The sequence below is a fragment of the Candidatus Limnocylindrales bacterium genome (genome assembly GCA_035571835.1).
Classification (GTDB): Bacteria; Desulfobacterota; Binatia; order UBA1149; family CAITLU01; genus DATNBU01.
On the sequence record DATNBU010000008.1, the window covers coordinates 176,852 to 194,514 of the forward strand.

Below are 17,663 nucleotides of genomic sequence, written 5' to 3' on the forward strand. Positions count from 1 at the left end.
GCACGTCGCGACCTTGCGGTGTGAATCACCTTCATCGCGTTACCTCCTTCCGAACAGATTCGATCGTCAAAGTCGCTGGGCGGTGCGGATGTGGCACGCGTTCACAGCTTGTGTCAGCTCCGCCGACAATCAACGGTGAGCTATGACCACAAGAATTTTCGCTGTCGTGTGCGGATTGCTTGTCGTTACTGGCTGCGGGACGGCGGCGGTTGGTCCGTTTGTTACGGAGGTTGAGCCACTGGCGGACGGCGGTCTCCGCTACAAGCGTTGTTTCGCGCGAAACAACGTCACAAATCGACAATACTATCGGTGCGAGACGATCGTCGCCCCGAAACCCTCTAACGCGACGCCGGGGTGATTCTCAATCAAGAACCGATCCGTCGAATCCGAAGGTCGGACACGTTCGAGGTTTACCGATCATGATCAGAAGCATTGCGGCGGCCGCAGCTATGACGGTTCTCTTCTTCTTTCGGATGCCGGCGAATGCAGCGGATCCGGTTTGCGGTGACGTAAATGCGAGCGGCACCCTGACGGCCAGCGATGCCCAGGCGGTATTGAAAGCCGCGGTAGGTCAGGTGACCCCCTTGAAGTGCCCTGCGCCGTCAACTCCGGTTCAGACTGGCCAGACTACGTCATACGGAAACGGCGACGACGGCGATCTCCGGCCCGGAAGATTGCAGGCGTTCGTCGATAGCCACGACGGAACGATCACCGACATCAATACGGGGTTAGTGTGGGAAAAGAAGAAGGCTCAATCTGGGTTTCCTTGGAATTCCTGCAACGATGAATCGGGTATCTGTTCCGATCCTCACTATGTGAACAACGTCTATACATGGACGGCGAACGCGTCGCCGTCGTCCGATTACAATGGCACCGTGAAGACAATCTTCCTTGAGCAACTCAACAGCAGGTGCAGCGGTAACTCAGCGATTGCGTGCGCGACCAATGCCGACTGCGGCACCACGGGCGGTCCCTGCGGCTTTGCAGGACACCGTGATTGGCGGCTACCGACCATTACGGAACTGGTGAGTATTATCGACTTGGGCGTCTACGAACCGGCGCTCAATGTGGCATTTCACGGGGAGGCCTGCGCGACCAATTGCACCGACCTTACCAGTTCGGCGTGCAGTTGTGACGCCGGAGGTGGTTACTGGTCTTCATCGACTGTCGTGGCTGGGCCTTTCAATGCATGGATCGCAGGTACGGGCTACGGCGGCCAGTTCCTCGGCAACAAAGCTGGGGACTATTACGCTCGCGCGGTTCGTACTGGCCCGTGATCATTCCTCGCCAATGATCCATTCGGCTATCCGCTTAGAGGGCGTATGACTTTAGAGGCGACGGTAAGCCGACACTCGTGATGGTATGGGCGAACAGGTGGTTGTGTGAACGCCAGCAAGAAAGCGGACATTGGTCAGAGAGCCCGTGTTCGCATTCGGGCGACGGCTGGTGGAATTTTTGCCGCCGCGGTTGCGTTCTCCTACGCAGGGTTGGCAGCCGCTGCTGAAAATCACGAATGGGGAGCCACCACCAGCGTGACCGGCCGAATCGTGATGGAGGACCGTGAGTACATCGGCACAAGTCACCGTGTCCCCATCCTTCATTTCGAAGCTCCGATCTCCTTGATCTACCCGTCGAAGTATCCGGGTGATGCCCGACCTGAAGAAACGACAGAGATTCATCTCCTCGGTGATCTCGACTTCTCGGAGTATGTGTCGTGTACGACCATCGCGACTGGTACCCTCCATAGTTCCGGAAGAGCTAGTTGGATTATCCTTGCTGATGTAGGGATGTGGGTGCAGCGAATCGAATGTAAGGAGACCGGGAAGAGCGCTAGCCTTACGTCCGACCCGCAGTCTTGGAGGTCGGCGTTCGACACGTGTGCACCGTCGTCGCGATATTCTGCGATTCATATCGCTGGATCAGCGGGTCAACTCCCGTTCGGTAATATGGACGAAGAGAGGTGGGTCGCCGCCGATCTGCTGATGCGATCAGGCGTATCTCCGCGGTGGTCCGACTACTCGCTCGATCACCTCTGGAAGAGGCTCGCCGACGCGAAGACCCGTCTTTTTGCTACTTTCGATGTTACGTACGCCCGGTGGGACCCTGATTACTACTCGGAGATGCTGGAAGTGCAGTTTTCTCCGCGAGTTCAGGTCCAGTTCGACGCAGTCGCGGTGCCCTACAACCGTACGCAGGGATTGCCGACTCCACTCGACTCCGGGCTTGAAACGCTCTGCGAGTCGGTCTGTGGATGCACGGTTGTGCCGGGCCAGAAGAGAGACGGCGTCGTTCCCATGTCAGTCCCGCGGACAACGAACCTGTTCTATATGGTCCGTCATTTACGCGAGCTTCCCGACGTCAAAATGGCACGCCTCGTGAGACGTCCACCACGATACACGGACTTGAGGGGTAAGAGCGTGCTCCATGTGAAATCGCTACCGTCTGGATTTCACTTCACGGTCGAATCCACGGACCTCGAGTCGAAAACGACGAAGAGGTATTTCGTGGTGGATGACCAGCGGGCTCAGGAGGTGTATCCGGACGATGCGGAGGCCAAGCGAGCTTTCGAACCGCTCCCGGTTCCCGGCGACGTTTGGCGGTGATCTTCGTGAAAACCGGGTGTCTGGGTCCTCGCCTCCGTGATCACTGGTTCGAATCCGGCGGGTGCGTTTTCGAAAGTCTTTGCCGCACCGTTCGGCTGCGAGAGAGTGAGCTGACTCCGTGATGCCGGAGAGCCGCATGCGATATGTCCAGACGTTCGCCATGTGTGCCCTATGGCTCATGTCAGAGCGCATCGTCCTGGCAGAGGCCGAGACGCCGACGGCCGGCACCATCGTCGGCAAATCGAATGAAAGCCGCTTCGAAGCCCACCTTACTCCTTCCTTGTCGTGGGTTGTTCGACACGGCGGAGAACTGAACGTCGGCACCTATCGCAAGGCGACGCTGCCGAGGCTGACGGACGAAGCGACGGCGCGGTACTCGGGGGCCGTGAAACTTGCGCCGACGCTCGGGCTGGAGAACTACGTCGCCGGGCTTCCGTTCGCGACGGTCGAGACATCGGATCTCCTCGCGGCAACCAAGCTGATGCTCAACTTTGAGCGAGCCAACGTCGTTGATGACATGGACGTTACGGGAATTGAATGCGACACCGGTACGCTTCTGCATGAAAAGGATCAGGCACGATCAGATCGCCACTACCTGCTAAGGCACTATCAGCGACTTAACTTCACAGGTCGTCTCTACACTGACAAGAAACCGACGCTGTCGTCGAACACTGATGGAGTGTGGTACAAGGAGGCCTTGTATCCGCTCATCGAACCGTTCGACCAGAAAGGAACCGGGATTTACGCGTTCCACTATCTGGCCGCAGACAAGGCGTCCGACACGTGGCTATATCTTCCGCAACTGCGTCGAGTTCGCAGGCTGTCTTCGGCGGAAAGATCGGAGGCGCAGCTTGGACAGGACATCGACCTGGACAGCTTCGGCGGGTTCGCTGGTCAGGTTGCCACGTTCGAATGGAAACTGCTCGGTGAGAAGTCCGTGCTCGCTCCTTTTCGCGTGGATGCAATCCCAGTGCGTTGGAGTTCCGAACCAGTGAACTACTTCGTAGACGCCGCGTGGGAGCCCCGCCCGGTCTGGATGATCGAAGGGAAACCTCGTGATTCGGCGTATGTGTACTCGAAGCGAGTGATCTATCTGGACCGGGAGACGTATCGAATCGTCTCGTCCGATCTGTACGACAACACCGGCGAGTTGTGGAAATCATGGATTGGCAGCTATCTGTTCGATCGTGTTCCTGACGGCGGGAACGTCATCGTTTCCACGGCGATGATCGACGTGCGCGCCGGTAAGCGGACGGCGTGCTCCATGCCCGGCAGCACGAGCGGGGAGGGCGCCTACTTCCTGAACGAAGGCGACACCTCCGAAGGGACATATGAGGTTTGCCAGAGCACTACCCCCGAGGGTTGTGAGGCCAACCATCCAGTCCATCCCGACCGCGACAATTCTCATCGCCTTCCGATGCGCCCCTGAATCAACTCGTCGGGCATCACGTGTTCAACGTCGAATGGAGGATGCTCCAGTAGTTGGCGAACAGGGTATCGTTGTATCTCGGGGCTCCGTCGGCGGGGCCCATGCATCATCAGGGATCGCGAAGAGCTTCGCGATCTTCCTTTTTGTGACCTCCGCCGCGGATAGGCGGTGCACTCGCTCGACGGTGACCTCGTAGTAGGTGCTGCCGGGCGCCGCTGCGGTGCCGGTTGTTGAAAGCTGAAATAGAAATCCGCCCGATGTGATGCGAGCCGACAATCGTTGCGACGGATCTGCTTCGCGACCGTAATCTGGCTGATAGTAGACGCCTCGCGAGAGACCGGCCGCGATGACCTCTGGAACCGTTCGTAGTCCACGAGCAGCGAAAAGCAGATTGGTTCCCCGACCGAAGTAGACGTGGTTCGTCCTATCGACGTCCCGCGCCGGTTCTATCCAGCACTGGCAAAGTTCGCGGCAGACCGCTTCGAGTCGTTCCGAGAATGGAACTGGAAAGTTAGTGCGTGGGCCTCTGGCATTGATCGTCTGTTGCACCGAGTCGGAGAAGTGGACGACCAGTCTGGTCGTTTCGTACTCCAGACGCACGACTGACCTGAGGGTTTCTGGAAAAGCGACGCCTAGGCGCGACTGCGCCATGAGGAGGTCGTCGCGGAACTTATCGAGTTCGGGTTGGGTTAGCTGTGTGATTGAAGACGACGTCGCCAGAGCGTCGTATACTAGACGCTCGTCGGAGGACCAAGGTTCGGCAGGGAGAGAGTTGATGGCCGACCCGAGGCGGTATCCGTTCTGGAAGCAATCCAGGGATGCCATGTTCGCTGCGTGGGCATTGCGGACGGAGCAAACCGGCTGCACCGCCAGAAGGCCGACGGCGGCGTAATGCAGAACACGGGTCGGTATGCTGACCATGTGACGCCGATCCGATTCCACGGCGACTGTCATTACCACGCTGATCTCGGCTCAATCTAGCGGGAACGGGCGGTATCCATTCCGGTGTCAGTTAGCCATTGAAACGGGCGGTATCTGATCTAAACCCATGGAAAGTGCTGGGTAGCTATCCGCGCGGTCTCGTTTGGAAGCTCTCGTTACTGTTCTGGTTCCTCATCCCCCTCAAACTTACTTCTAAGCCGGTGGTCGCTGGTTCGAATCCAGCCGGGCGCGCTTTTTTCCGCGAGAGCACGGCGATCATGGCGCTGCGCAGGGCGTCGAGCTCGCAGGAAAGCGCGACCCTGGAGCTGATGCCACGGGTTTTTTTGCGCCGGCCGCCATGCGCGCATCGACGAGGTCCGCGATCGCCTCGGCGTGCAGCAGGTGTGCGAAGCGCCTGCCCACGGAGGTCTCTCCTTCGACGCGCGCGGCGGCCGGGGGCCTAGTTGCAGGTCGACATCGTGAACGGGTTTTCTCGGCCGCAGTTTCCGGTTCCCAGGTCGTCCAGCGGCACGGACGTGTCGGAGTCGTTGTTTTCGAACCGGTTGAGGTCGCTGTTCGCATCGATTGAGACCCCACCGCCGAAGAAGATGTTTCTCTTGACCAGCACGCCGTCCGTGTTCACGAGTCGAAGCGCGTCCGTGTCGCCGGGGAGGCCGCTCCGCTGCATGAGAATGCCGCTGCCGCCGACCGCCGATCCGGCCCCGCAGTTCTCGATCAGGACTCCAGCCTCGGTGCCGTCGAACCAGTTGATTGCTCGACCCTTCCCTTTGAGCAGGATTGTCGAGTCGACCGGGATGTCGTGCAGATGGAGCCCGATCTCGAAGGCCGACTGATCCTCGGTGACCACGACGCCGGAAAGCTTCACGTCGTCTACGGAACCGGCGATCTCGATCGCCGTCTCTTCGGTTCCGCATGCGTAGTCTTCCCTGATCGTAAAGAGCGACACACTGACGAAGTCCAGGCTGATCCGCGTGTGGTCGACGATGCGGATCCCGGTCTGAGTTGCACGAGTGGTGCCGAGCTTCGACAGCTTCACCCGGTCGGATGCGATGTCGATTCCGACCGCCGACGTGCACTCTGCGTCGATTGTCGCGCCGTTGCCTTGGATCCTGAGTGGCTTGTCGATGACGATGCCGGGGGAGTAGAGACCGAACGTCGCGAGGACGAGACGATCGCCCGGCGCCGCAGCATCGATGGCCGCCTGCAGGGTTCCTGCTCCCGGCGGAACTTCGGTGGTCTTGGCGAACGCGACAGGCGGGAAGGAGACGGCGCACGAAAGGACCAGGAGCGCGGCTCGGACGACGGAAGACCGGCGCGAGAAGGCCCGCACAAGGTCCATGCTGCCGAAAACGGTGGCGGTTGTGATGGTGGAGAGGCTCGGGTGCTGGCTCATGGCGAACTCCTTTTGAAAACGCACCGTTGTGCGTCTGGATGTTCGCAAGCTACCGCCTCGGCCGTCCCGGAGTCCTCACCGAACCTACACGTTCCTTACACGTTTACCGATGCCGGCGCCGGCCCGGCCGCGGTCCTGCGGGCACGAAAGACGCGCCTTCTCGGCCGGTGGCAGCATCGATTCGTGCTGCGTCGTCGTCGAGTCCGATAGCAATTGCTATGGCGCGTACGGACGGGGCTACTGTCTCGTCAGCAAGCGCCCGGACGGCAATTGGATGACGAGGATGACGGAATCACTTTGTAGGGCAGCTTCCCCAAGCAGCCCACAGTGAACGATGCTCTGGAGTTCCGGCTTTCAGGACTATCTCCCCCGTATTTAAGTCTGCAACGACCGGCTCGGTACCTGCGATCAGCATGAAGTTGTCGGCAGTCGATATCTGACCCACAACATCTGGGTACAAGTTTTTCTTCTCTCCGGTCTGCGTGTTCATCCAGGTTACCGGACCTGAGAACGAAAGTGGTTCCAAACAGCCTCCGGCTTCTCCAAAATGGATTTCTACGTGATTGGGCACATCGGGAGCGGTCAGACACGGAGGGTCGGCGCCATTCTTTCCATTGCAGACCGCTTTCGGTGAATCATAGTCCCAGTTTTCAACTTCCTGTTCTGGCTTTGCGGGCGACGGAACCCAGCGGCTGGTGCGAGAGAGTAGGGTAGGAACAGCGCCTGACTTCCATTCCAGCTTGAAAGCCGTGTTATAAGCCGGGTCTTTGTATGTCACCGCTCCGAACTGCGTGTGCCAAGCGACTACAGCGGGCAAGAAATTGATCTTGGCGATGGTCAGGGATTCTCGACTCCGTGGATTGAAGGACACGAAGGCCATTTCTATAGGACGCCAATCGTGGACCTCAGAAACGTAGTTCACGCAGAGTTCGCCAGCCGTTGCGGTACTGGCGATCAAGAGCAGTGCCATTGCAACGAGGCGTTTCATCGGTTCTTTTCTGTGGCTTTCGGAAGTCTCAGGTCGCTAGCTACTGATGGACATTGTCCCCAGCCCACCGCCATGGATCGATGCTCTGGCGTTCCGGCTTTCAACACGATCTCTCCCGTATTCATGTCTGCGAGGATAGCGTCGTTACCTACGTACTCGACGCTCATTAGTATGAAAGAGTCTGCTGTCGATATCTGAAGCTGGGTCGTTCCGTTCAAGTAATCGCCATCCGCTTCGTCATATAAAACTTTCTTCTCTCCGGTTTCGGTATTCTCCCAAGTTGCCGGGGTGCCGAAGTGTCCGTAATTGCACCCCTCCACGAACCCCACATCGATCTTGCGGTGAGCAGGCGCATCGAAGTGGGAACCCGGTGCATCGAAGCTGGAACCCGGCCCATCGGCATCCCAAACTTTTCCTAGCTGTGGTGGCTTGTCGGGTACTGAGAGCGTCTGAACTTTTCGAGAAATGCGAGTTGGAGCAGCAGCCTTCTTCCAGTTGAGTCGATACGTCCCGCCCGCCGCTGTGTATGTAAGTGCGGCAAAGTTCTTGTCCCACTTCACTTCATACGGAGGCGAATCGATGCTCGCTACGACAACAGATTCTTTGGTTCGAGGGTTGAAGGACGTGAAAGACCATTGGCGAGGTCGGAAACTGACTTCGGACAGATAGTTGACGCAGAGATCGCCAGCGGTTGCCGTGTGAGCGAAGAGAAGCAGGCCGAGAAGGACAGCCGACTTAAGGAAGGTCTTTCTTAGCGTGACGAATGGCAAGTTTGGGAGAGACGGCACGGGGATAGGATACACGGGGGGCGAGGCTGAAGAACTGGGTAGCTGTACGGCCGCGAATCGATTTCCTCGCTCGCCGCGCAACCTCGACTGGCACCGCCGGACTGACGCAGAAATAGTAGCAGGATGTCTCGTCCCGTCGTGCCGGCGAAAGGCCGGCAAGCCTGCGCCGCCGGCCTGCTCGCCGCGGCGATGATGCTCGTGACCGGCGCCCGCGCATTCGCGGCCGCAGCGGCTCATTACGTCGGAGCGAACGCCCGGCTCACGGGCCACCTCTCCGTCGAAAAGCGGAGTTTCCTGGATCAGGAGCTCACCGTTTCGGTCCTACACCTCGACAACCCGATATCGTTGCTGCGCCGCTCCCAGTACCCGGGCGACGCCCCGGCAACCGAAGCCGGCGAGGTTCTGCTTCGCGGAGATTTCGCGCCATCGGACTTCGGCGCCTGCGATGTTGCCGCAACCGGCATCCTCGATTTCCAGAGGATCGGCTGGTCGGTCTTTCCGGACGTCGCGATGGACGTGCAGCGAATCGAGTGCAGGGAACGGGGGCACGCCGTCGGAACCGTCGAGCCGGACGCGCCTTCGGCGAACGCGCGCCAGGACCCGTACGACTGCGAGCCATCCGGCGACTCCCCGCTCTGGCTCGCGCGCAGATGGTCTCCGTACGCCGACATGGACCCCGACATGTGGAAAGCCTCGGACCTGCTCATGCGCGATGCCGCGGGTCCGAGGTGGCCGTACGACATGCAGCGTGCGCTCGCGCTGCGACTGTTCGACGCGCGTACGCGACTGCGCTCCGCTTTCGGGGAAGTCGGGAGCGACTGGAGCTTCGAGTACGTCCCGCGGACGGTAGCCGTCGAGTTCGCTCCGGAGCTTCAGTCGAGAATCGACGCGCTCGAGCTCGTCGACGATCGCATCGAGAAACTTCCGATTCCCGTCAGTCCCGGGCTCGAGCAGCTCTGCCACGAGGTCTGCGGTTGCACGGTCGTTCTCGATCCGGATCGCAACACAGCCGTGTCGCTCGGGTTCTCGCCGACGGTCAATCTCCTTTATGTCGTTCGCCGCCTTCGCGAGCTTCCCGACGTGCGGTCTGCGCGGCTCGTGCGGATTGCTCAGGAGATGGGGCCGGAGGCGCCGCCGCGCGCTGTGCTTCGCGTGAGGACATTGCCCTCGGCGATTCACTTCACTGTCGAATCGCCGGCGCACGAGCCGGGCGCGACGACGAAGCGCTACTTCGTCGTCGATGACGCTGGGGCGAGAGAGGTTCCATCGGCCGAGGCGGCAACGATGCTGTCGTTCGACTCGTTGTCGCTGCCGCCCGATGCGTGGCAGTGACCCGAGTCGGCACGAGCCGCTCGGATCCTGCCGCGCTTCTCTACCCGAACAGCCGCTTCGTCACGGCGCCGGCACGCTGCACGGACACGCTCTCTGCGGAAGTCCGCCGAGCAGACAGCCGGCGTCGCCGTTGTCGGCATTGCACGTGGTCGCGATCGAGTGCAGCACTCGCTTCACGAAGGGAAAGCTCGGCTGGATCACGCAGCCGATCGAATTCCTCTCCGGGTCTCCGCAACCGGTCAGGTCGTATGCATCGGCCGTCCACGGCGCTCCGGACGGGACGAGCACATCGATAATGTCGCTGCAGTCCGCATTTGTGCCCGAAGAACCGACGGCCTGGACGGCGGTCTCGTCGCACGTCAAACTTTTTGCCGTACAAGCTTCGGTGCAACTCTGGTAGGCATCCGAGAGCGTCCAGCAATGGTCGCCGGAGATCACCATGCCGGAAGGGCATGGGCCTGAGCTATCCGGTTTGCAGGTGAGCACTCCGTTTTCATTGGAGATGTCGCTGGTCGCGGCAGGGCAGTCGGCGACGTCGACAGTTGTAAGGTGGCCTTGACTGGAAAAGTCGTAACAAGTGCAGCTGAGAAAGCAGTTTTCCACGCTGCAACTGTCGCAGGAGTTCTTGTAACTGCCGTCCGGATAGGCACCGGAGATGACGGGCCATCCACCGCACATCGTTCCGGGGCAGGTGTTGGAAACGCAGTCGAAGTTCGGGCCGCAGCTTCCGCAGTCGATCTGCGCCGCGCAGCCGTCGTCGACGACTCCGCACTGCGCCGCTTGCGCAGCGCAGTCCTGGCGGACGCAGCACGTACCGGCCTTCTGCCCCGGCGGGATCTGACAGATCTTGCTGCTGCAGCTCTTGCTGTTACGGCACGACGTGCCGTCGCGCTTGCCCGCCAGCGCGCTCGCGCCGCTTCCGATCATCAGTGCGATGCCGAGAGAGACGATGACGAATGCCTTGTTCATGGTGTGTCCTCCCCTGACTCTGCGTGCTGTATGGACGAATGATAATCGCGAATGTCTCTACGGAATGAAGCGCAAGCGGAGTCGTGAAGCCGACGGTATCGAAGTCCATATTTGTGTCAATAATCGCGGCGCTGTTGCGAATGAGCGCACGTGCCGGCTGCGATCCACCACGACGACGCACGCTCGGCCGATCGCGTCGATGCCGCCGCAGCGGATGCATCCTCGGCGGGCAGCGCGGTCATCCCAGGTCCGGGCCCCGCCCAGATCGGCCAGATCGAAATTCCGTAGCCCTCGCTGTCCGGCGGCACGTTCTCTTACGAACACATCCTCGCGCCGAGCACATTCTTCCACTTTTCGGGGACGGCGGCCGGAGGTCCGTGCGCTTCGGCTTCGGCTGTTCAGTAGGGACGCGCGTCGCTTGGGGCACGCAATACGTACAGCGCGTGAGGGGCTGCTGTTTCCAGATGAGATGCGCGCAATGGGCGAAGCAATGCTGCGCAGGAGCGATGCGGACGTCGCCGCGATGCTCGACCATCCGGCGACACCTGCCGAGGACAGAGCAGCGCGTCAGAAGATGGCAGCGGCGGGATAACGAAGCTGTGGCCGGTACTTCGAGTCCCTAAGCGCGGCACGTGTCCGTCGTCGATTCGCGATGCGCCTGATTTTCCACTCGCTTTCGCGCGTGCGAACCGTCATCTTCGGTACCACTTCCTGGTCGGGTGCCTGAAATGCATGGGGCGCTTCGGTGGCCGCGGAAAAATTCTTCCGAGCGGCCGGTCACATGCAACGGGGCTCCCAATGCGAAAGCCGATTATGGCGGCGGCAATTGCCGCGATGGTACTGACCGCGACCGTAGCGCTCGCCGGCCCGACTGCAGAGAAAAAGTGCGAAGCGGCGAAGAATTCCGCCGCTGGAAAATACGCCGCATGTCGCCAGGCCGCCCGGAAAGGCGTCGTTTCAACCGGCGACACGGCGAAGTACGACGCCGCCATCGCCAAATGCGAAACGAAATTCGCGGAAGCGTGGCAGAAGGCGATCGACAGTGCATCGAGTGCCGGCGTGACCTGCACCGACGCGGCACTTGCCGCCAGTGACTACAAGTCGGTGATCGATCGCCATACGAGCAATATCGCCACGGCTCTCGCAGGCGGCGAGCTCGTTACGGGCAGCTGCGGCAACGGCATCATCGATGCGGACGAGGACTGTGACTTTGGCGCGCCCGGCGATCAGACCTGCGACGGCGCCACCGCCGGTGCGGCGCCCTATGGAACGGTATCGTGCGGCGCGGGCTGCACGTCCAGCACGTCCAGCTGTTTCGCGTGCCCGGGGAAGAACTTCGGCGGTTCCTGCTGGCGATTCGGCGCCCAGGGCGCATCGTGCACGGACACGTGCGCGAACGTGGGCATGTCGTACGACTCCGCGACGAAGACGTTTGCCGGATCAGACGGTACGGCCGAGAACTGCTCGGCTCTGGCCCAGGCGATCTTCTCCTCCTATACGTCACCACCCGCGCCCACTCCATGGAGCTACACCTCGTTCACTTCCACCGGAGTAGGCTGCAGTCTGGTCAACGGCGCCCCGCCCCATATCTATCGCGACACGAACCCGACGCTCGGCGACGCCACGAACAGCTCGTTCTCGCGTTTCTGCGCGTGCCACTAGTCAGGCGTTAACCCCGCTGTCGCGATCGGACTCGAGCGAGTCCCTTTGTCGCGTGGCATGCTGGTTCCAGCCCGACAGCGGTGCAAGGCTGATTGCCATGGCAACATCGACAGCAGCCGGCGAAGGCAATCTGTCGAACGTGATTGCGGCGTTCGACGAACAGGGTTTCACGGAACATTTCGCAGTACGCGGCAAAGAGCTCGTCGGACTGGAGAGCGGCGCGCATTTCGACGCCAGCGAAGTCATCATCCGGCGCGTCGAGCGATTCGAAGGCGCTTCCGACCCGGACGATATGTCGATCGTGTACGCGATCGAGACTCGTAGTGGCGTCCGCGGAACTCTGACCGATGCATTCGGAGTCTACTCCAGCCCGGCGGTCAGCGACTTCGTAAGCAGGGTAGAGAGCCGCGTCGAAAATCCTCAGAGTGATGCGAACGCCAGAATGGAGCCGCTGCGCGGAAGCGAAGCGGCTCGCGAGAAGCCGGCGCCCGAATAGAACCGCCGCGCCGCGCTGGCGACCGGCCTCGACGAAAAAATCGCACGCATCCGCGTCCCTGCATCGGAGCTCCCTTATTAAAGTTAAAGCGCTCGTCGGCCTGTCTCGAGGCCGGCCTTATCCGGCGTAGCGTCGTTGGCCACGCGTTCGGTGCCTGATAACCAGTCACCGATGAGCCAGATGCACGACGAAGAACCCATCCTCGAGCCCGATCTCGCGATCATCGACCCGCACCATCATCTGTGGGATCGCCCCGAGGAGCTGCTGAAAAGCCTGCCGCCGATGGAGCATCCGTTCATGGACATCGTGCGCGAAGTGCCGCGCTATCTCTTCGACGAGCTGCTCGCCGACCTGCGAAGCGGCCACGACATTCGCGCGACAGTCTACCTGGAGTGCGGAGCGATGTACCGGGCGGACGGGCCGGCGGAGCTGCAGTGCATCGGGGAGACCGAGTTCGTAAACGGCGTCGCGGCCATGACGGCCAGCGGAATCTATGGTCCGGTGCGCGCGTGTGCAGCGATCATCGGCCACGCCGACCTCACAATGGGATCGCGAGTCGAGGAAGTGCTGCAGGCACACATCAACGCAGCTCCCGCGCGTTTTCGCGGAATCCGCCAGAGTGCGTCGTTCGACGAAGACTTTGCAGTCCTCGGGCCGCTTGCCGGCCGCGCGCCGGACGGACTCTATCGCGACGCGAAATTCCGCGAAGGCTTTGCAGCGCTGACGAAGCTCGGCCTTTCGTTCGATGCCTGGTTGCTCGAGCCGCAGCTGGCCGATCTCGTCGATCTCGCGCGAGCATTTCCCACCACCACCATCGTGCTCGACCACGTCGGAACACCGCTCGGCATCGGCGCGTATCGCGGGCGACTCGACGAGCGATTCGGCGAGTGGAAACAGAGCATGCGCGCGCTCGCGGCCTGCGAAAACGTTTTCGTCAAGCTCGGCGGGCTCGCGATGCCGTTCGCCGGCTTCCCGTGGTCGTACGGCAACCGGCCCAAAAGCTCCGAGGAACTGGCGGCAGCATGGAAGCCGTACATCGACGAGTGCATCGAAGCGTTCGGGCCGGCGAGGGGAATGTTCGAAAGCAACTATCCGGTCGACGGCTACACGTGCAGTTATCGCGTGCTCTGGAATGCGCTCAAACGCACCGCCGCCGGATACTCGGCGGACGAGAAACGCGAGCTTTTTGCGGCAACGGCCGCGCGCGCGTATCGCCTCGATCCGGCGCTGTACACCGCGCGATAATCTGCTCGTGAAGAAACGGCCCGCGCTCCGGAAAGAGGCGGGCCGTCTTTTGTTCGGCCGGGCCGAACGCGGACGGCGTCTGCGCGGCCACGCTCAAATGCGTGAGCTTCGCGCCTGCTAAGGAACGTACAGTGCGCGAAGCTCGTCCACGACGTTGTCACTGATGCACGTCAGGCACGTGATGAGCTCGTCCCTGGTTTCCGTGGGCATGCCGCCGCAACCCGCAACGTCCGGGCACGAGGTCGGGAAGCCGAGATCCTGCGGATCGCTCGCTGTACACGCGTCCACAATGCTTTCGCTGCCGTACGCGCGTTCGTCGGCGATATCGCTCGTCGTCAAGTCGTCGGGGCAGGATGCCGACGTCTGGCCGCATGTGTGGTCGCTTTCGCACAGCTCGAGTAAGCTTAATTTTCTGCGGGCGAAATCGTCGGCGAGGTCGCCGATGGCCCGCCTGCAGTATTTTCGCTCAGACGTTGCTTCGAACGTCGCAGCGGCATACGCGCTCGAAACGAGCTCATCGGTGCGTTCGGACGTGACGCAGCGCAGGCAATCGAGCGTTCCGGACAGTGTCGCGGCATCGATGCTGCCACAGTCCCCAACGGCCGGACACGATTCAGGAAATCCGAGGTCATCCTGAGGGTCGAGGCCGGCGCACGACGTTCCCACGAAGCTCGCGACGTTCGTTTCTTCCTCCGACACGTTGGCGAGGACCTCGACCGTCGGGCAAGGCGGCGCGTCCCCGTCAAAGATGACGTCGTGCTGGCAATCGGACTTCCACTGGATGCTCTTTCGCGCAAGACCCGTGTACTTTCTGGCGAGGTCGATCCTGCAGGCGGTCAACGCCGGTAACGGGAGCGCGAACGCGCCGGTTACCGCCTGGTCGACGTCCTGTCCCACGTTGCAGACCACGCAATCGGCAGCATCGCCGAGATCGTCGATCACAGCCGAACATTCCTGATTGTACGCGCATGTGTCGCCGACCGCGTTGACATCATCGCCGCCACCTACGGCATGATCGGCACCACTGCACCCTTTGATGATGCGTTTGCGCAGTTTTTCCTCGGCGGATGCGATTTTCGACTGCGGCGTACCGTGGGAGTCGGTACAAGACGCACCGTTCGGACCGTAGCCAGTCTCGCCGGCCAGCGCTCTCTCGTTGCATTCCTGCAGTATCGCGGTGCTCTTTTTTGCGAGCTTCACGCTGCCGACGGCCATGGCCTTGCGACACTTGAGGACGGCCTTGTCGTAAGCCGTCCCGATCGTGATGGCGAGTCTGCTCGTATCCGCGTACTGAGAGTATGCCCGGCCAGCGCAGTACTGATCGGCTTCGGCGCTGCACGAGCCGGCGATCCCGGCAGCGAATGCATCGTACAGCGCCTGGTATTCCGCGTCCGTGGCACATTGCGGGTCGGGGTGCGTAAAGCTCGAAACCGCACAGTCCAGATCCAGCTCCAGCGGCTGCAGATACGCGGACAGGATTGCCGAGACGGCTGTGCTCGTGCACGGGTCGGCGGCGTGCGCCACGTTGCCGGATCCCGCGAGAACGGCGACAACCGGCACGAGGACCAGAAGAATGTGACGCCGGACGCAATTGGAATTGTTCAACATCTACTCCTCCCGACAACCCGCGGTGCGCTCTCGTGCGCCTTGGCGAACCACCGCTAACATCGCCGTCCGAGTTGTGTCAACGACTCTTCGAGAAGGCGAGGCGCCATCGCACGAGTTGCGAGTGACTCGCGAGTCGACGTCTGAACGCGGAGTAAGCGTGCGAGCGCTCGTCCCCGGTACCGGACTTCAACCGGGCGCAGAAGCGAGCTCATCGCGCCGCTGCGTGCTGCCGGGGAAAGTCAGCGTTGCGGATAACCGGCCGCCTTCAGCGCGTCGGCAATCTCGCCGACGATCGCCGGATCGTCGATCGTGGCCGGCACGGCCGGGGTCTCTCCGTCGGCGATCATGCGCATCGTCTTGCGCAGCACCTTGCCCGAGCGCGTCTTCGGCAGACGATTGACGATCAGCACCTGCCGCAAGGACGCGACCGCCCCGAGTTTGTCGCGCACGAGCTGCACCAACTCGGATGTGATCACGTCGGCGCCGCGCGCAACGCCTGCGCTGAGCACTGCGAGGCCGACTGGCACCTGGCCCTTGAGCTTGTCGGCAACACCGATCACCGCGCATTCGGCGACGTCCGGGTGCGATGCGAGGATCTCTTCCATGCCGCCGGTCGACAGCCGATGTCCGGCCACGTTGATGATGTCATCGGTGCGCGCCATTACGAACACGTAACCGTCGTCATCGATGAACCCGGCGTCGGCAGTTTCGTAATAGCCCGGGAAGTGGCTCAGGTACGACTTCTTGAAGCCTTCGTCGTTACGCCATTGCGTCGGCATGCAGCCGGGCGGCAGCGGAAGCTTGATCACGATCGCGCCGGTCTCACCGCGCGCGACTTCGTCGCCTTCCTCGTCGAGTACGCGGATGTCGTAGCCCGGAACTGCCTTGGTCGGCGAGCCGTGCTTGACCGGAAGCTCCTCGATGCCGAGGCAGTTGGCGGCAACCGGCCAGCCGGTCTCCGTCTGCCAGTAGTGATCGACGACCGGAATCTTCAGCTTGTCCTCCGCCCACGCGATGGTCGCAGGATCTCCGCGCTCACCGGCCAGGAAAAGCGCGCGCAGACCGGAAAGGTCGTAACGCCGCATCAGCTCGCCGTGCGGGTCTTCCTTGCGGATCGCGCGGAAGGCAGTCGGCGCGGTGAACAGCGTTCGCACGCCGTGTTCGGCGATCACGCGCCAGAACGCTCCGGCGTCCGGCGTTCCGACCGGCTTGCCTTCATAAAGGAGTGTGGTGCAGCCGAGCAGCAGCGGCGCGTAGACGATGTACGAGTGGCCGACGACCCAGCCGATGTCGGATGCCGCCCAGAATACTTCGCCGGGCTGCATGCCGTACACGTGGCGGAGGCTCCATTTGAGCGCGACCGCGTGACCGCCGTTGTCGCGTACGACGCCTTTCGGTACGCCGGTCGTACCGGAGGTGTACAGCACATAGAGCGGATCGGTCGCAGCGACGCGCGTACATGGCGCGGGCTCGGCCTCGGCCACTCGTTCCCACGGCACGTCGCGGGCGCCGAGCTCGGCATGCAGCTGCTCGCGTTGCAGGATCACGCAGTGCTCCAGCGCTGCGCCGGAAAGGGTGATCGCCTCGTCGAGCAGCGGCTTGTACGCGAGCACGCGGCCTGGTTCGATTCCGCACGAGGCCGAGAGGATCACGCGCGGACTCGCATCCTTGATGCGCTTGGCCAGCTCGGCGGGCGCGAAACCGCCGAACACCACCGAATGAATCGCGCCAAGCCGCGCGCACGCGAGCATGCCGATCACAGCCTCGGGGACCATCGGCATGTAGATGAGCACGCGGTCGCCGCGGCCGACGCCCAGACCCTGCAGGCCTCCCGCAAAGCGCGCGACCTTGTCCTGCAGCTCGCGGTAGCTCAGCGTGCGCTTCACGCCCGTGACCGGGCTGTCGTAGATCAGCGCGGGCTGTTCGCCGCGACCGCGCTCGACGTGCACGTCCAAAGCGTTGTAGCAGGTGTTGAGAGTACCGCCCGCGAACCAGCGGTAGAGCGGTGCGTCCTTGCTGTCGAGTACCTGAGAGTACGGGGTGTCCCAGTGGACGTCGCGCGCGGCGTCGGCCCAGAAGCGCTCAGGGTCTGCAAGCGACTGGCGGTACTGCTTTTCGTATTCGCCCATGCGCGGCCTGTAACCCGGGACCGCCGCTGTCGTCAAACCCTGCCGTCTGAACATCGGGGACAGCTCCCGATGTCCGAAA

14 protein-coding genes are annotated in these 17,663 nt (G+C 61.8%); 8 read left to right on the plus strand and 6 right to left on the minus strand.

Features of this window, described 5'->3' with window-relative positions; genetic code table 11:
- Positions 1 to 419 precede the first annotated feature (419 nt).
- From VN634_02475 to VN634_02485, 3 genes are all read left to right on the plus strand, one after another.
- Positions 420 to 1,277, plus strand: a complete 858-nt coding sequence (locus VN634_02475; protein HXC49727.1) for a DUF1566 domain-containing protein — start codon at positions 420 to 422, stop codon at positions 1,275 to 1,277.
- Positions 1,278 to 1,382: 105 nt separating this feature from the next.
- Positions 1,383 to 2,603, plus strand: a complete 1,221-nt coding sequence (locus VN634_02480) for a hypothetical protein (GenBank protein ID HXC49728.1) — start codon at positions 1,383 to 1,385, stop codon at positions 2,601 to 2,603.
- 136 nt (positions 2,604 to 2,739) lie between these two features.
- Positions 2,740 to 4,032, plus strand: a complete 1,293-nt coding sequence (locus tag VN634_02485; protein HXC49729.1) for a DUF1329 domain-containing protein — start codon at positions 2,740 to 2,742, stop codon at positions 4,030 to 4,032.
- A gap of 1,381 nt (positions 4,033 to 5,413) precedes the next feature.
- Here VN634_02485 and VN634_02490 read toward each other — a convergent pair.
- The 3 genes from VN634_02490 to VN634_02500 form a co-directional block, all read right to left on the minus strand.
- On the minus strand, positions 5,414 to 6,367 hold the full coding sequence (locus VN634_02490; protein HXC49730.1) for a hypothetical protein: 954 nt from the start codon (positions 6,365 to 6,367) through the stop codon (positions 5,414 to 5,416).
- A 292-nt stretch (positions 6,368 to 6,659) separates the two neighbouring features.
- On the minus strand, positions 6,660 to 7,355 hold the full coding sequence (locus tag VN634_02495) for a hypothetical protein (GenBank protein ID HXC49731.1): 696 nt from the start codon (positions 7,353 to 7,355) through the stop codon (positions 6,660 to 6,662).
- A complete protein-coding gene (locus VN634_02500) occupies positions 7,352 to 8,143 on the minus strand; it encodes a hypothetical protein (protein HXC49732.1) in 792 nt (263 codons plus the stop codon). The genes VN634_02495 and VN634_02500 overlap by 4 nt, the downstream gene beginning before the upstream one ends.
- Before the next feature lie 123 nt (positions 8,144 to 8,266).
- Here VN634_02500 and VN634_02505 point away from each other — a divergent pair, with 123 nt between their 5' ends.
- On the plus strand, positions 8,267 to 9,475 hold the full coding sequence (locus tag VN634_02505) for a hypothetical protein (protein HXC49733.1): 1,209 nt from the start codon (positions 8,267 to 8,269) through the stop codon (positions 9,473 to 9,475).
- Positions 9,476 to 9,535: 60 nt separating this feature from the next.
- Here VN634_02505 and VN634_02510 read toward each other — a convergent pair whose 3' ends face one another.
- Complete coding sequence (locus VN634_02510; protein HXC49734.1) at positions 9,536 to 10,444, minus strand: hypothetical protein; 909 nt, start codon at positions 10,442 to 10,444, stop codon at positions 9,536 to 9,538.
- A gap of 150 nt (positions 10,445 to 10,594) precedes the next feature.
- On the opposite strand from VN634_02510, the gene VN634_02515 reads away from it, so the two are divergent.
- From VN634_02515 to VN634_02530, 4 genes are all read left to right on the plus strand, one after another.
- Positions 10,595 to 10,732, plus strand: a complete 138-nt coding sequence (locus tag VN634_02515; protein HXC49735.1) for a hypothetical protein — start codon at positions 10,595 to 10,597, stop codon at positions 10,730 to 10,732.
- A gap of 510 nt (positions 10,733 to 11,242) precedes the next feature.
- Positions 11,243 to 12,106 carry a hypothetical protein gene (locus VN634_02520; GenBank protein HXC49736.1) on the plus strand — a complete coding sequence of 288 codons (864 nt, stop codon included), beginning with the start codon at positions 11,243 to 11,245 and terminating at the stop codon, positions 12,104 to 12,106.
- A 97-nt stretch (positions 12,107 to 12,203) separates the two neighbouring features.
- Positions 12,204 to 12,602: a hypothetical protein gene (locus VN634_02525; protein HXC49737.1), complete on the plus strand. Its 399-nt coding sequence runs from the start codon at positions 12,204 to 12,206 to the stop codon at positions 12,600 to 12,602.
- A gap of 171 nt (positions 12,603 to 12,773) precedes the next feature.
- Positions 12,774 to 13,847: an amidohydrolase family protein gene (locus VN634_02530; GenBank protein HXC49738.1), complete on the plus strand. Its 1,074-nt coding sequence runs from the start codon at positions 12,774 to 12,776 to the stop codon at positions 13,845 to 13,847.
- Positions 13,848 to 13,964: 117 nt separating this feature from the next.
- Here VN634_02530 and VN634_02535 read toward each other — a convergent pair whose 3' ends face one another.
- Together VN634_02535 and VN634_02540 are read right to left on the minus strand one after the other, a co-directional pair.
- Positions 13,965 to 15,452 carry a hypothetical protein gene (locus tag VN634_02535; protein ID HXC49739.1) on the minus strand — a complete coding sequence of 496 codons (1,488 nt, stop codon included), beginning with the start codon at positions 15,450 to 15,452 and terminating at the stop codon, positions 13,965 to 13,967.
- 242 nt (positions 15,453 to 15,694) lie between these two features.
- Positions 15,695 to 17,584, minus strand: a complete 1,890-nt coding sequence (locus tag VN634_02540; GenBank protein HXC49740.1) for a propionyl-CoA synthetase — start codon at positions 17,582 to 17,584, stop codon at positions 15,695 to 15,697.
- Between the last annotated feature and the right edge of the window lie 79 nt (positions 17,585 to 17,663).

Excerpts from the sequence above, each read along its gene's own strand:
- VN634_02475 (HXC49727.1), top strand. The coding sequence starts at position 420 with ATGATCAGAAGCATTGCGGCGGCCGCAGCTATGACGGTTCTCTTCTTC.
- VN634_02485 (HXC49729.1), top strand. The coding sequence starts at position 2,740 with ATGCGATATGTCCAGACGTTCGCCATGTGTGCCCTATGGCTCATGTCA.
- VN634_02490 (HXC49730.1), bottom strand. The coding sequence starts at position 6,367 with ATGAGCCAGCACCCGAGCCTCTCCACCATCACAACCGCCACCGTTTTC.
- VN634_02495 (HXC49731.1), bottom strand. The coding sequence starts at position 7,355 with ATGAAACGCCTCGTTGCAATGGCACTGCTCTTGATCGCCAGTACCGCA.
- VN634_02505 (HXC49733.1), top strand. The coding sequence starts at position 8,267 with ATGTCTCGTCCCGTCGTGCCGGCGAAAGGCCGGCAAGCCTGCGCCGCC.
- VN634_02510 (HXC49734.1), bottom strand. The coding sequence starts at position 10,444 with ATGAACAAGGCATTCGTCATCGTCTCTCTCGGCATCGCACTGATGATC.
- VN634_02520 (HXC49736.1), top strand. The coding sequence starts at position 11,243 with ATGCGAAAGCCGATTATGGCGGCGGCAATTGCCGCGATGGTACTGACC.
- VN634_02525 (HXC49737.1), top strand. The coding sequence starts at position 12,204 with ATGGCAACATCGACAGCAGCCGGCGAAGGCAATCTGTCGAACGTGATT.
- VN634_02530 (HXC49738.1), top strand. The coding sequence starts at position 12,774 with ATGAGCCAGATGCACGACGAAGAACCCATCCTCGAGCCCGATCTCGCG.
- VN634_02540 (HXC49740.1), bottom strand. The coding sequence starts at position 17,584 with ATGGGCGAATACGAAAAGCAGTACCGCCAGTCGCTTGCAGACCCTGAG.